We start from the raw sequence: 14,036 nt of genomic DNA, 5'->3' as shown, positions 1-14,036 counted from the left end.
CGCCTGAATTACTTCGATGCCAAATTTGCCAAAGACTCGCCCGCAACCCGGCAAATCCGCCAGTCGGGCATCACATCAGCACCGATACCCTTGTAAAATCCGATCGCCAATTCATTCCAATCCAAAACGCTCCATTCCAAACGCCCGCAGCCCCTTTCCACCGTCAACTGCGCTAAATAAACTATCAAAGACTTGCCAATCCCCCGCCCTCGAAACTCAGGCACCACAAACAAATCTTCCAAATAAATTCCCGGCTGAGTTAAAAAAGTAGAATAATTGTAAAAAAACAGCGCCCAGCCCACAACTTGACCTTCGCACTCGGCTAAAACCGCTTCAGCAAAAGGTCTATCGCCAAACAAATGACGCTCCAAATCAACGGCATTGCCAGTAACGGCATGAGATAATTTTTCGTACTCAGCTAAAGCTTTAATCAAATCAAACAGCACCGGCACGTCGGCGCGGGTAGCGGGGCGCAAAATTACCTCAGAAGACATAAATAAGTAAGTAGTACGCGACAATCAACAATTAAAAATACCACATCCAGAAATTTTTAATTGGTAATTTTTAATTAAGCTTTTCCACATTAAACCAGCATATTTACGGTGGCCTCGGAGTGCCACCCCACAATAATTTTAAGATTTTTCAAAATGCCAACTCAAGGTTTTTTAGTTTATTTCAACCAGCCCTTCAATCGTTCCGTCACTTGAGGGCGGCGCAGCTTTCGCATTGCCTTATTTTGAATTTGACGGACTCGTTCGCGGGACAAATTGAACAAACTGCTGACCTCTTCTAAAGTGTAAGGTTCGCCGGTCAGCAAACCGTAACGCATAGCAACAATCTCTTTTTCCCGCTCAGTCAAAATACTGTCCAACACCTCCAAAATATCTTGGCGCATCATCATCTCATTCATCTGAGCTTCGGGAGATTGCGTCGCGTTATCTTCGAGAACATCCAAAAGTTCCGAACTTTCTTCTGAGCCGATGCGGTGGTTGAGAGACAAAGATTGCCGACGTACTTGCTGGAGGTAGCGAAGCTGTTCGCAACTAACTTGCATTTCTCTAGCAAGTTCAGTTTCACTTGGATTTCGTTGAAGAGAACGCTTCAAATCTCGATAAACTTTTTTGAGTTTATTTAACTGTTCGACAATGTGAACAGGCAAGCGAATCGTCCGCCCTTGATTGGCAATTGTCCGGGTAATTCCTTGGCGAATCCACCAATAGGCATAGGTAGAAAACTTGTAACCCTTCTCTGGATCGAACTTTTCGGCTGCTCGATTTAAACCCAAAGCTCCTTCCTGAATTAAATCGAGAAAAGGCACGCCCCGATTAAGATAGCGTTTGGCAATCGAAACCACCAAGCGCAAATTCGAGCTGATCATTTTCCGTTTCGCCGACTGACACTGGTGGCGAAGCTGTTGCATTTGAGTTTCGCTTATCCCCAAAGCCGCTGCGATTTCAGCTTTTGTCGGCACTCTGTCCAATTCCTGCTGCAAACGCTGTTCTAGTTCATCCAGGGCTACCAATTCTTGAACGCGGCGCGCCAACTCTACTTCTTCGGCTGCTGTCAGTAGAGGATACCGAGCCATTTCCTTGAACAAAGCTCCCACTGGATCGTCGGCAGACCAGTTGTTGTATGCTGACGATCGAGTTACCGTCGGACGATCGATCTCGGTGTCTTCATCTTCTGCGATCGCGAATGAGGCTTCGGGTGCCACCGCAAAACTGCCTAGGTCAGATTCTGCCATATCGTGCTTGGTGTCGGTGGAAGGATTTGAAAAGTATCCCTTAACTTTAACCAATTTAACCCGAAATTTCCGAAATCCCAAATCCCAAATCCCAAATCCCAAATCAATTAGTTCGGGCTAGTAAAGGAGCAGCCTGCAACAACTGCTGAGTGTAAGGGTGCTGCGGATTAGTAAAAATATCCCTAGTCTTACCGATTTCAACAATTTTTCCAGCATTCATTACCGCAATACGATCGCAAAAAAATCTCGCCACCCACAAATCGTGCGTAATAAACAGATAAGTCAAATTAAATTCCTGCTTCAACTCCAACATCAGCTCTAAAACTTGAGTCTGCACGCTGGCATCCAGCATACTCACAGGTTCGTCGCAAATTATCAGTTGCGGCCGAGTAATCAAAGCACGGGCTATAGAAACTCGCTGCTGTTGTCCTCCTGACAATTCCCCCGGATAGCGGCGAAAGAAATCCTCCCCTGGACTTAAACCCACCCGCTCTAACATTTGGATTACTTGTTTTTTAGCTTCGCTGCCATTAGCTAATTTGTGAATAAACAAAGGATCAGCAATACTTTGCCCGACAGTCATCATCGGATTCAGGCAAGCGTGGGGATCTTGAAAAATCATTTGCATTTCGCGGCGGTGCTTCCTCACAGCATCGCGGTTCAGGGCAGTTATATCTATTCCTTGAAATTCCACTTTGCCGCCAGTCGCGGTAATTAGCTGCAAAATCGTGCGTGACAAGGTACTTTTGCCGCAGCCGGACTCCCCCACCAGCCCTAGGATTTCTCCCCGTTGTAGCTCTAAACTAACGCCGTCTACGGCTTTAATTACCTGCCGATTCCTGGAAAACAACTGATCTAATAAATTGCTTTCTAAACTGTAGTGTTGCTGCAAATTGGTTACGGTCAAAAGAGGCGAATTTGTTAAGTTTGCAGTAACGGCTTCAGTCCTGATTTCCTCGAATGCTAACCCTTTGTCAGAATCGGCTTGAATGTGCAAAGCTGCTTTGAGGAGCGATCGAGTATATTCGTGCTGCGGTTTTTCAAAAACGTTTAGCACCGGCCCTGTTTCTACAACTTTACCGCCGTACATCACCGCAATGCGATCGCAATACTCAGCCACCATCGCCAAATCGTGAGAAATCAACAAAATAGCCGTTCCCCGTTCCTCACAAAGTCTGGTTAATTCCTGCAAAATCTGAGCAGCTACAGTTACGTCCAAACTTGTAGTCGGTTCGTCCGCCACAATTAATTTGGGATCGAGCAAAAGAGCCAAAGCAATTGCTACTCTTTGCCGCATTCCGCCGCTAAATTCGTGGGGAAATTGCGACCAGCGAGACGCGGGAATTTTCACAGCTTCCAGAGTTTCGATTGCCCGTTTCTTAGCTTGCTTGCGATCCAAATTCGGTCGGTGAGCTTGCAAAGTCTCGATGCAATGTTCTCCTACAGTCATCAAAGGATCGAGACGAGTCATCGGATCTTGAAAAATCAATGCTACAGCTTCGCCCCGAAATTGTCTCAGCCGCGAAGCATTCATATCAAACACCGACTCTCCAGCAAAACTAACTCGCCCCTCAATCAGCGTTGAATCCGGCAGCAACCGCATCGCCGCCCTTCCCAAAGTTGACTTACCGCACCCAGACTCCCCAACTAATCCGAGCTTTTCCCCCGGTTTCAGCGTCAGGGAAACCCCGTCCACGGCCCAACCGGATTGGCCCCGCCGCTGGGGATAAGCTACTCGCAGATTGTCAACGGAAAATAGAGAAGAGTCATTAGTCATTAGTCATTAGTCCTTAGTCAATCGATTTTAGATTTTAGATTTTGGATTTTAGATTAAAGAATTAAAGCATTAACTTGCGCGAGATAAATTCGGGGGCTTGTATCCTGGATCCTTTCGGTCAGTAGTCAGCGGTCAGTTGTTATTTGTTATTTGTTATTTAATGGTCAATATCCTGGCTGTTAGTTGTTACTTCTTAGTGTTTCAGAGTTATTAGTTATGGGCAAGAGACGGCTCTGCTGTTTGTAAATACAAATAAAAATAGCTACAAACAAAGCTTTTATTAGTACATCATTCACCGAGCAACTGATAACTGACAACTGACAACTGACAACTGACAACTGACAACTGACAACTGACTAAATTTCCCTTCGCTTCAACTCAGCTCTCCGCAGTATGTAAGTAGCGGCACAATCTGCGTGAGGATGGTCTGCTAAAACTTCCGCGAGTTCCAACACATATCCGGCGATATCCGGCCCCAACTTCTCAGTCAGCACTTGACGTTCCCGAGAGGCGAGTTCTTGCACGCGGGCCTTAGCTTGCCAATTCGGAGAAAACATCTTGTCAATCTCGGTGTGGAATCCCAGACTTTCGAGAATGTCCCACTCGCCGTTATCGCACCAAATGCCCCCGCACAACATACAGCGCTCTATGTAAAAGGGCACTCTGCTGAAAGGAACTTTCGCCCGCGACAGATAGTGACCGTCTTCGGGACACAGCGCTGCTTTGCTGTCGTAGGGAGACGGCGTGAATTCTATGCCGAGAGTCGCTGTCGCATCAGGCTTCTCGGATTTGTTGTACCACTGGCTTTGCTCTTTTTGCCAAGCTTCGTATTCTCTGCCTGGAATCCAGATACCGTAACAGTTGGGACACCACTGCACCGACATACGGCCGGCTAAGGTACCGCCTTCTAAATTGGGATGTTTACATTTTGGACATTCCACCGCTTTATTTCTCCTTGCCTTATTAATTCCCTGTTAATTCAATTATTAATTCTGTATCTAGGCGGGCCCTGAAGAACCAGAATTTTTTTGCAGCAGCGCGCCACAGTAGCCAATTAGCGTGTTAAGCCGCGCGATCGCCCCAGTTTGCCTCGCCTTTGCTGTCGCTGGCTGGCGCGACGCTTGCAAAAAGGTGACATCTGTCCCCAATAACCGCAGTTGCTTGTGAATTTCCGTCAAATAGGACTGCTCTGGGGGTGTTTCTGAGGCGTCTAACTCATCGCTTTCGGCTCTCATAATTTGGTTTCCGAAAAATTGTTGCACTTTTGTGTATTCGATCGCCAGCGCGGCCCGATCCAGATTCTCCTGTGCAGCAGTTCTTTGTAGTTCTTCTAGCGCTTGCTGTAATTCTTGGTAGCACTGGCGGCGGTCTTCGGACAATATCATGATTTTGTAAACAAATTTGTATTTATAATCAAAGTAGATACTTACTTAAGTTTGCTCATAGGGAGGGAAGCTGTGCGTTTTTGGAGCTATTCCCTGTTTTGTGAGAACTTTTTTTGATTTGCTGCCCTGACTCTACCCTTCTGGCTGCTGCTTTTAGTTTAGCGTTGCCGGTAAATGCCGATCGCCCGCAACCTCAACGGCTACCGCCAAAATATGCTTATTTTACCCGATTTTCCCCGATCGACAGACTGCTGCGGCAGCAGTGGTGTCACTATCTTTTCCTACCTGCGAGGGGGGGCGACTCGGAATTAGATAGGTATAGTTTGAGAAAAATCGACTATTTTTTTGAATTGCAAATTGTGGCATTCAATTAGTTTAGTATAGCTAAACACATAATTTCGGCAATTCAACCGAAAACCGGCTTTTAACCATTTGTATTTCTAAGTTTTAAAGGTGTACCCCATGAACGCGAACACTCTGACTCCCTCTCCTTCGATCGATCCTGCTGTAGTTCCCGATTGGCTGCAAGAATGCCTGAATGCTCGATCGGAGCCTGATGGGGGCCCTAACCCGAATTGTTCGACGGACGACAGCTTAATTTGTCGGGCCTTTGAATTTGCCCGCGACTTGCACGAAGGACAATACCGCAAATCAGGAGAACCTTACATTTGCCATCCGGTAGCTGTCGCTGGAATACTCCGGTATATGGGCGGCAACAACGTCATGATTGCCGCCGGCTTCCTCCACGACATTGTTGAAGATACAGATATTACTCTCGAAGAAATAGAACAGCGGTTCGGCGCCGAAGTGCGACAGTTGGTTGAAGGTGTCACCAAGCTTTCTAAGTTTAATTTTTCCAGCAAAACAGAGCGCCTTGCGGAAAATTTCCGCCGAATGTTCCTAGCAATGGCTAAAGATATTCGCGTCATTGTCGTCAAACTGGCAGACAGGCTGCACAACATGAGAACTTTGGAGCATTTGTCCGAAGAAAAGCAGCGCAGTATTGCCCTAGAAACCCGAGATATTTTTGCTCCCCTAGCGAACCGTTTGGGTATTGGCCGCTTTAAGTGGGAATTGGAAGATTTAGCCTTTAAATACCTGGAACCTGAAGCTTACCGCGAAATTCAGGAATTGGTGGCGGTGAAGCGGGCCGATCGAGAAACTCAACTCGCAGAAGTCACAGATAGTTTGCGAGAAAGGCTTGACAATTTAGGCATTAAATGCTATGAAGTTAGCGGTCGTCCCAAACATTTGTACGGAATTTATGGGAAGATGCAGCGCCGCCAAAAAGGCTTTAACCAAGTGTACGATATTGCAGCGGTGCGGATCATAGTAGAAACCAATGATGACTGTTATCGGGCTTTGGCGATCGTCCACGATTCTTTCCGCCCGATTCCCGGCCGCTTTAAAGATTATATCGGTTTACCAAAAGCCAACCGCTACCAATCTTTGCACACCGGAGTAATCGGAACCAGCGGCCGCCCCATCGAAGTGCAAATCCGCACCGTAGCCATGCACCACATTGCAGAATACGGCATTGCCGCGCACTGGAAATACAAAGAAACCGGCGGTTCTAACACAAAAGTCACCGGCGATGACGAAAAATTTACTTGGCTGCGACAACTCCTTGAATGGCAAAGCGACCTCAAAGACGATCGCGAATATTTACAAAGCATTAAGGACAACTTATTCGACGAAGATATTTACGTTTTTACTCCTAACGGAGACGTAATTGCTCTCAATAGCGGATCAACTCCCGTAGATTTTGCTTACCGCATTCACACAGAAATTGGCAATCACTGCACCGGTGCCAGAGTCAACGGGCGAATGGTGACACTAGACAAGGTTTTAAAGAACGGCGATATTGTAGAAATCTTGACCCAAAAAAATGGTCATCCGAGTTCCGATTGGCTGAATTTTGTCAAGACAAACGGAGCAAAAAACCGAATTCGCCAGTGGTTGAAGCGATCGCACCGAGATGAAAATCTCGCTCGCGGCCGAGAATTGCTGGAAAAAGAATTAGGTAAAAACGGCTTAGAATCTTTGCTAAAATCTGAACCCATGCAATCGGTGGCTCAGCGCTGCAACTACCACAGCGTCGAAGATTTAATCGCCGGTTTAGGCTACGGCGAAGTCACCCTAAATCTCGTAGTAAATCGACTGCGAGATTTAGTAAAAGTGCAGCAAAAAATTGAAGCTGCTCCCGCAGCAACCCACGAATTGCCCCAGCTAATACCTGCATCGACGACACCGAAACCATTACCGAGTTCGTCTCCGAGCAAATCGCCCATCGCAGGTGTAGAGGGATTGCTCTACCATTTAGCCGGCTGTTGCTGTCCGATTCCTGGGGAATCAATTATTGGAGTTGTGACTCGCACTCGCGGAATTTCGATTCACCGACAACGATGTTCAAATGTTGAGAGCGTACCTGGGGATCGCTTGGTTCCTGTGAGTTGGAATTCCAGCAACCGCAATGAATCTCGACCCAACACTTATCCGGTTAACATTCAAATTGAAGCCCTCGATCGAGTGGGAGTTCTCAATGATGTTTTATCGCATTTGAAGGACAACCAAGTAAACGTCCGCAGCGCTCAAGTCAAAACATATCCCGGATTGCCGGCCTTAATTGATTTGTGCATGGATATCCAGGATAAACAACAGTTCGAGCGGACTTGTATGCAAATTAAAAAGATGAGCGATATTTTGAATTTGCGGAGGCTGAGTGAAGGGACTTAGAAATTTAATTTAGCGGCTGATGCGGGAAATTGGTAAGTAGTAATTGAAAATAAACTTTTCTATTTAAACTCTTAACAATTCCCAAACTAGCCGCAGTCTGCTGTTACCAAACAGTAAGAATAATTTACGACAAATAAGTTAAAGCATGGATGACAGTCAGTTAGAAAATCTCCTCAAAGACATTGAATCCGATCGAGTAGAGCGCAAGGCCTCAACATCCGATAGGGGTAAACTCCGTCAGGCTATATGCGCTTTTGCCAACGACTTGCCAAACCACCAACAGCCAGGGGTACTATTTATAGGTGTTAATGATGATGGAAGCTGTGCCAATTTGAGCATCACCGCTCAACTGTTACTAACCCTCTCGGATATGCGTTCAGATGGAAATATACTGCCTTTTCCCGCGATAACCGTGCAAAAGCGAACGCTTGCGGGATGCGAGTTAGCAGCAGTCATTGTAGAACCATCAGATGCACCCCCTGTCCGCTATGAGGGGCGAATCTGGGTACGGGTGGGCCCCCGCCGCGCTACTGCCACAGCCGAAGAAGAGCGCCGTCTCTCAGAAAAACGGCGTTCCAGAGATTTACCTTTTGATATTCAATCTTTGCCTTCCGGGACACTAGATGACTTAAATTTAACTTTATTTCAACAGGAATATCTACCTTCAGCATTGCCTAGTGACATATTAGAAGAAAATCAAAGAACCGTCGAACACCAATTAGCATCAGTAAGATTTATTACCAGTTTACCGTCAATTCAGCCAACAAATTTAGGTATATTGGTAGTAGGAAAAGACCCAAGGCAATTGATACCGGGTGCTTACATTCAATTTTTGCGAATTGAGGGAACTGAGCTAACCGACCCAATTAAAGACCAGAAAGAAATTGCCGGGCAACTTTCTATGATGCTGAGAGTGTTAGATGAAATACTGCAATCTCATATCTCAATAGCTTCTGATATTACCGCTCAGTCAGTGGAAATCCAGCAGCCAGATTACCCGTTAGTAGCACTGCAACAGCTTGCTAGAAATGCGCTCTTGCACCGCACCTATGAAGGGACGTATGCACCAGTAAGAATTACCTGGTTTAGCGATCGCATTGAAATTCAAAACCCCGGGGGGCCCTTTGGACAAGTTAACAGACAAAATTTTGGTAGGCCTGGAATCACTGACTACCGCAATCCAAACTTAGCAGAAGCCTTAAAAAATCTTGGTTATGTACAAAGGTTTGGAATGGGTATCGCCATAGCTCGCAATTCACTGCAAAAAAATGGCAGTCCACCACCGGAGTTTGTTGTCGAAGATGCTCATGTTTTAGTAATTATTAGGAGGCATCCGTGACAGTACCCATTATTGCTTTTTTCAATAATAAAAGTGGCGTCGGTAAAACTTCGCTAGTCTATCATTTAGCCTGGATGTATCGCAATTTAGGGCTGCGGGTGCTAGCAGCAGATTTAGACCCCCAAGCTAATTTGACTGCTGCTTTTCTAGATGAAGAACGTTTAGAAGAATTGTGGGAAGGCAATAACCGACCTAACACAGTTTTTCGCTGCGTACAGCCTTTAGTTAGAGGAATTGGTGATATTGCTACTCCAGAAGTAGAGCACATTGAAGAAAGATTGGGACTCTTGGTAGGAGATTTATTGCTCTCTGGATTTGAAGATGACCTCTCAGCAGAATGGCCCGGCTGCACCGATCGCAAGGAGCGTTCTTTTCGGGTCATTTCTGCTTTTTGGCGACTCTTGCAAGAAGCAGCAACAGTTCATCAAGCTGATGTAGTTTTGACAGACATCGGCCCGAATTTAGGAGCGATTAACCGGGCCGCTTTGATTGCAGCTAACTATGTAGTAGTTCCTCTATCACCGGATTTATTCTCACTGCAAGGATTGAAAAATCTCGGCCCAACTCTCAGACGCTGGCGGCAAGAATGGCTAGAAAGATTAGAGAAAAATCCTGCCCCTGATTTAAAGCTTCCTCAAGGTCAAATGCAACCTGTTGGTTATATTGTCCTGCAACACTCGGTACGGCTAGACCGCCCAGTGAAAGCTTATCAGCGATGGATTGCACGGATTCCTAATATTTATCGGGAAGCTGTGCTCAATGAATCGGAAAATAGCACACTTTCCATCGCCGAAGATCCTCACTGTTTAGCTTTGCTAAAACACTATCAGAGTCTGATGCCGCTTGCCCAGGAAGCCCATAAACCTATGTTCCACCTCAAACCTGCGGATGGGGCAATTGGTTCTCACATCCAGGCCGTGCAAAGTGTTTACGGAGACTTTAAAAAGCTAGCTCATAAAATTGCTGAAACCGTAGAAATCCCAATACTTACCAATTTCTAATCCCAACTTTTAAGTAAGCTGCTACGCCTATAAAGTGAACTTTTAGGAGAGAAACTAACCATTACTTTGCGCTAGGTGCGGGCTTTGCAGCGCCCAACTTTTTCTGCAAAAACTCCTGGGCTACTTGTCCAGCTTCCTGCTGTTCCCCGTCAACTTGATAGTTGAGTTTCCGCATATCTTCCTCAGAGATTTTGCCGCCCAATTCTGCGAGCACTGGACGCAATTCCGGGTATTTTTCCAAAATTTGCGATCGCACAACCGGAACTGCTTCGTAGGGCGGGAAATAGCCCTTGTCATCTTTGAGAACTACTAAACCTAAACTTTGAATCAAACCGTCCGTCGTATTACCAGCAATCACATCTACTTCTTTTTGTTGCAGCGCTTGATAAAGCAATCCTAACAGCAATTCCTTCGGTTGTTCTCGAAACTTAATCCCGTAAGTTTTCGCCAATCCGGGAAACCCATCTTCTCTCTCGTTAAATTCTGGGCCGAAACCAGCCCGGAGGTTAGGTGAAGCTTTCCCAAGTTGCGAGAGAGTTTGTAAATTGAGTTTTTTGGCATCGTCTCCCCGCACAATAATCGCAAAACTGTTATTAAATCCCAGCGCTTGGGTCCATTCTGCTTTAAACTGTTTGGGATATTCTTGTTTGAGGTAATCGAGGACTTTTTTGGGGTCAGAAATCGGTTTTTGTTTGAGCAGGTTGGCGTAAGCAGTCCCCGTGTATTCGACGTACAAGTCGATTTTACCTGCTGTTAGGGATTGATGGCAAAGCGAACCTCCCAGATTCAGTTCTCGTTCTACTTTGATATCTGTTTTAGCTTCGATATGGCGTGCTAAAATTTCGGCGAGGATGACTTGTTCGGTAAAGTCTTTCGAGCAGATGACAACTTGCTTTTCGGGCTTAGAGGTACATCCTGCTACTGCAAGCAAGCAAAGCAGCCAGCAGGAATAGAAAAAAAAATCGTTCTTAGATATTTTCATGACTTAACTCAAATTAAGCATCTACAATTAATACCTTATAAGTTATAGCATAAAGCCCCGATCGCAGACTTTTTCAAGAGGTCTGCGCTTTAACACCGATCGCACTTTACCCAAGTTCCGTTTTCCTGTTGTAACATTTATTTATAGACATGGAGGACAAAAAATGGTAATCAGCGTCAGCGATATTATCCAGCAGCAGCGGCAATTTTTTGCGACTGGGAAAACGAAAGATGTGGATTTTCGGCTTGAACAACTCAAAAAACTTAAAAGTGCGATCGAACTTAATCAATCACGAATAGTCGATGCTGTCAAGGCAGACCTCGGTCGGCCGGAATTCGAGGCTTATCTTGAAATCGCATCGATCGCCGAAGTTAATTATGCCATCAAAAACCTCAAATCGTGGGTAAAGCCGAGAAAAGTGGCTGCTTCGATAGATCAATTCCCAGCATCGGCCCGCATTTACCCTGAACCTTTGGGCGTAGTATTAATCATCGGGCCTTGGAATTACCCATTTCAGCTAATGATATCACCTTTGGTCGGGGCGATCGCCGCCGGCAACTGTGCACTTCTCAAACCTTCGGAAATCGCCTCACACACCTCCGAAGTTATCGCCGACCTGATATCCAAAACCTTCGATCCCGCCTACGTAGCCGCCGTCGAAGGAGGTGTGGAAATCAGCCAACAATTGCTAGCCGAAAAATTCGACCACATCTTCTTTACAGGCGGCACTAAAATCGGTAAAATAGTCATGGAAGCTGCCGCTAAACACCTGACGCCTGTCACATTAGAATTAGGTGGGAAAAGTCCTTGCATTGTAGACTCAGACATTCAGGTTGAATACACAGCAAAACGCATTGCGTGGGGCAAATTTCTCAATGCTGGACAAACTTGCATCGCTCCCGATTACCTATTAGTTGATAAAAAAGTTAAACCTGCTTTGATGACAGCAATTAAAACAGCAATTCACGAATTTTACGGCGACAATCCGCAAACAAGTCCCGACTATTCGCGGATTATCAACCAGCGACAATTAGACCGTTTGAGTGCGTTTATCAAAGATGGAGAAATTGTCGTCGGTGGGGAAGTTAAGCCGGAAGATAGATATATTGCACCGACGGTTTTAGATCGTGTTTCCTGGGATTCGCCGGTGATGCAGGATGAGATTTTTGGGCCGATTTTGCCAGTTTTGGAGTATGATGATTTCGGAGAGGCGATCGCCCAAATCAACGCCCGTCCCAAACCTTTAGCTTTGTATTTGTTCTCGAAGGATAAAGAGAAACAAGAGCGAGTTTTGCGGGAAACTTCTTCGGGGGGAGTTTGTCTCAACGACACGGTTATGCAAGTGGGAGTAAAAGATTTACCTTTTGGCGGAGTTGGTGAAAGCGGCATCGGTAGCTATCACGCCAAAGCAAGTTTTGACACTTTTTCGCATCAAAAAAGCGTGCTGCAAAAGTCATTTTTATTTGACTTAAAATGGCGGTACGCTCCCTATAAAGGTAAGTTGGATTTGATTAAGAAAATTATCGGTTGAGCGCACTTGGAGGGGCGGGTTCGTCAACGTTTACAATATCACCGAGATAGCCAAATGAACCCGCCCATTCCTGATATTATCGGTCAACCGATTCCACGGTGAACGATTATTTCCATAAATTTTAAAGGATTGCTCATCTGTTTTATGAACGATTTCGATCGCAATGTCTGCCTTGCACCATTCTCAAGAACAGGCTTTCCGGCCTGTTCCACAAAGAGTGAATTTCTTGTGGGTTGGGCATCCTACCCGCCCATAAAAAGCTTATTAAAAATGGTGCAAGATGTCAATCCTAAAGGACAGTTGCCCTTCAAAATAATTCAGATTAGAAATGTCTATAATATCTTTTAGCATCTTCTCGCTAAACAGCAATTTATGGAACCTTTAGCAACAGAACGCTGTGCAGCCTGCAGCCCAAACTCTGCCCGCGTCACAGCTTACGAAATTGTCCAGCTAAAACCTCAAATTCCCGACTGGAATTTGATCGAAAAAAATGGCATTCCCCAAATAGAACGCACTTACGAATTCCCGGATTTCAAAAGTGCGATCGCCTTTACAAACAGCGTCGGCGAAGCAGCAGAAACCCAAGGACATCACCCCGCACTGTTAACCGAGTGGGGGAAAGTTACCGTTACTTGGTGGACTCACGAGATTCCTGGACTGCACCGCAATGATTTTATTATGGCTGCGAAAACAGATGCGATCGCCAATCAATTCCCAAAATAAAATCAGACTTATAGACCGATCGCAGTTTAAGAAAGCACCGCCCTGGGCACTGGGGAATGCGGTTGATTGGCATTATTCAACAACTCCAGATTCAGTCGGTAGCCGACATTCCGTACAGTTTGAATCAGGCTCGGCTGTCGCGGGTCGATTTCGATTTTTTTACGCAGAGAGAGTACGTGAGTGTCGATCGTCCGGGGGTTATCAATCGCATCAGGCCAGGCCCGACGCAGCAAATCCGAGCGCGACAGCGGCACTCCTCCAGCTTGAGCTAGCACGTACAGCAGGCTAAATTCCTGGGGAGTCAGCTCAATATGTTCCTCGTACAACCTGACTCGGCGCTGCACCAAATCAATTTTCAGCAGCCCGCACTCCAGCGTCGCCGGCGGTAGCATCGTGCGGTTACGGCGCATCAAAGCTTCCACCCTGGCCATAAACTCTTGCATCCCAAAGGGTTTAGTCAGGTAATCGTCTGCCCCCGCCTTCAAACCTTCAACAATATCCGATTCCGAATTCCGCGCCGACAGCATCAAAATCAGCGACTGCTGCTGCTGTTGTAGCCAGTTGCAAAATTCCAAACCGTCCCCATCCGGCAATTGGGCATCCAGAATGACTAGGGTTGGCTGGCGGCTGAAAAATATTTCCCTAGCGTGACTGATATCCGCTGACTGGTGCACCCAGTGACCGACTTGCTGTAGATGCCAGCCCAAGAGCGATCGCAGGTGCGGATTCCCTTCAACAATTGAAATACTTGCAGATTCCACAGAGGCGAGCTTCCCATATCACTAATTGCTACAAGGTTAACAGAGCTTTTGTCAAGC

General features: G+C 46.2%; 13 protein-coding genes. 6 read left to right on the top strand and 7 right to left on the bottom strand.

Translation table 11 applies throughout. The annotated features are described in order from the left end of the window. Positions 1-8 precede the first annotated feature (8 nt). The 5 genes from QT987_RS10765 to patD all read right to left on the bottom strand — a co-directional run bounded on the left by QT987_RS10765 (position 9) and on the right by patD (position 4,906). Positions 9-494: a GNAT family N-acetyltransferase gene (locus QT987_RS10765; RefSeq protein WP_333052556.1), complete on the bottom strand. Its 486-nt coding sequence runs from the start codon at positions 492-494 to the stop codon at positions 9-11. Positions 495-670: 176 nt separating this feature from the next. Then, positions 671-1,744 carry an RNA polymerase sigma factor, RpoD/SigA family gene (locus QT987_RS10760; RefSeq protein WP_333052553.1) on the bottom strand — a complete coding sequence of 358 codons (1,074 nt, stop codon included), beginning with the start codon at positions 1,742-1,744 and terminating at the stop codon, positions 671-673. A gap of 103 nt (positions 1,745-1,847) precedes the next feature. Beyond that, on the bottom strand, positions 1,848-3,521 hold the full coding sequence (locus QT987_RS10755) for an ABC transporter ATP-binding protein (protein ID WP_333052550.1): 1,674 nt from the start codon (positions 3,519-3,521) through the stop codon (positions 1,848-1,850). Between the two features lie 356 nt (positions 3,522-3,877). Continuing rightward, complete coding sequence (locus QT987_RS10750; RefSeq protein ID WP_333052547.1) at positions 3,878-4,462, bottom strand: zf-TFIIB domain-containing protein; 585 nt, start codon at positions 4,460-4,462, stop codon at positions 3,878-3,880. A 57-nt stretch (positions 4,463-4,519) separates the two neighbouring features. Next, positions 4,520-4,906 carry a heterocyst frequency control protein PatD gene (gene patD, locus QT987_RS10745; protein WP_333052545.1) on the bottom strand — a complete coding sequence of 129 codons (387 nt, stop codon included), beginning with the start codon at positions 4,904-4,906 and terminating at the stop codon, positions 4,520-4,522. Positions 4,907-5,019: 113 nt separating this feature from the next. Between patD and QT987_RS10740 the strand changes: the two genes are divergently transcribed. The 4 genes from QT987_RS10740 (at position 5,020) to QT987_RS10725 (ending at position 9,982) form a co-directional block, all read left to right on the top strand. Further along, positions 5,020-5,280 carry a hypothetical protein gene (locus QT987_RS10740; protein ID WP_333052543.1) on the top strand — a complete coding sequence of 87 codons (261 nt, stop codon included), beginning with the start codon at positions 5,020-5,022 and terminating at the stop codon, positions 5,278-5,280. 88 nt (positions 5,281-5,368) lie between these two features. Further along, a complete protein-coding gene (locus QT987_RS10735; protein WP_333052541.1) occupies positions 5,369-7,642 on the top strand; it encodes a bifunctional (p)ppGpp synthetase/guanosine-3',5'-bis(diphosphate) 3'-pyrophosphohydrolase in 2,274 nt (757 codons plus the stop codon). Positions 7,643-7,787: 145 nt separating this feature from the next. Further along, positions 7,788-8,981 (top strand): ATP-binding protein, encoded by a 1,194-nt coding sequence (locus QT987_RS10730; RefSeq protein WP_333239654.1) that lies wholly within the window; start codon positions 7,788-7,790, stop codon positions 8,979-8,981. Further along, the gene (locus QT987_RS10725) at positions 8,978-9,982 is read left to right on the top strand and encodes an AAA family ATPase (RefSeq protein ID WP_333239652.1); all 1,005 of its coding nucleotides are present in this window, start codon (positions 8,978-8,980) and stop codon (positions 9,980-9,982) included. Before QT987_RS10730 ends, QT987_RS10725 begins: the two co-directional genes overlap by 4 nt. 61 nt (positions 9,983-10,043) lie before the next feature. Here the strand turns inward: QT987_RS10725 and QT987_RS10720 are convergent, their stop codons facing one another. After that, positions 10,044-10,964 (bottom strand): glycine betaine ABC transporter substrate-binding protein, encoded by a 921-nt coding sequence (locus QT987_RS10720; protein ID WP_333239650.1) that lies wholly within the window; start codon positions 10,962-10,964, stop codon positions 10,044-10,046. Between the two features lie 163 nt (positions 10,965-11,127). Between QT987_RS10720 and QT987_RS10715 the strand changes: the two genes are divergently transcribed. After that, positions 11,128-12,495: an aldehyde dehydrogenase gene (locus tag QT987_RS10715; protein WP_333239648.1), complete on the top strand. Its 1,368-nt coding sequence runs from the start codon at positions 11,128-11,130 to the stop codon at positions 12,493-12,495. Between the two features lie 372 nt (positions 12,496-12,867). Next, entirely contained in the window at positions 12,868-13,218 is a 351-nt protein-coding gene (locus tag QT987_RS10710) for a 4a-hydroxytetrahydrobiopterin dehydratase (protein WP_333239646.1), read from the top strand. Positions 13,219-13,244: 26 nt separating this feature from the next. Here QT987_RS10710 and QT987_RS10705 read toward each other — a convergent pair whose 3' ends face one another. Next, a complete protein-coding gene (locus tag QT987_RS10705) occupies positions 13,245-13,979 on the bottom strand; it encodes a response regulator transcription factor (RefSeq protein ID WP_333239644.1) in 735 nt (244 codons plus the stop codon). Positions 13,980-14,036: the final 57 nt, after the last annotated feature.

This window comes from Microcoleus sp. SVA1B4 (assembly GCF_036700545.1).
In the GTDB taxonomy this organism is placed as follows: domain Bacteria; phylum Cyanobacteriota; class Cyanobacteriia; order Cyanobacteriales; family Microcoleaceae; genus Microcoleus.
Note: the sequence above shows the minus strand (reverse complement) of the source record. Positions and strands in the feature narration are given on the sequence as shown.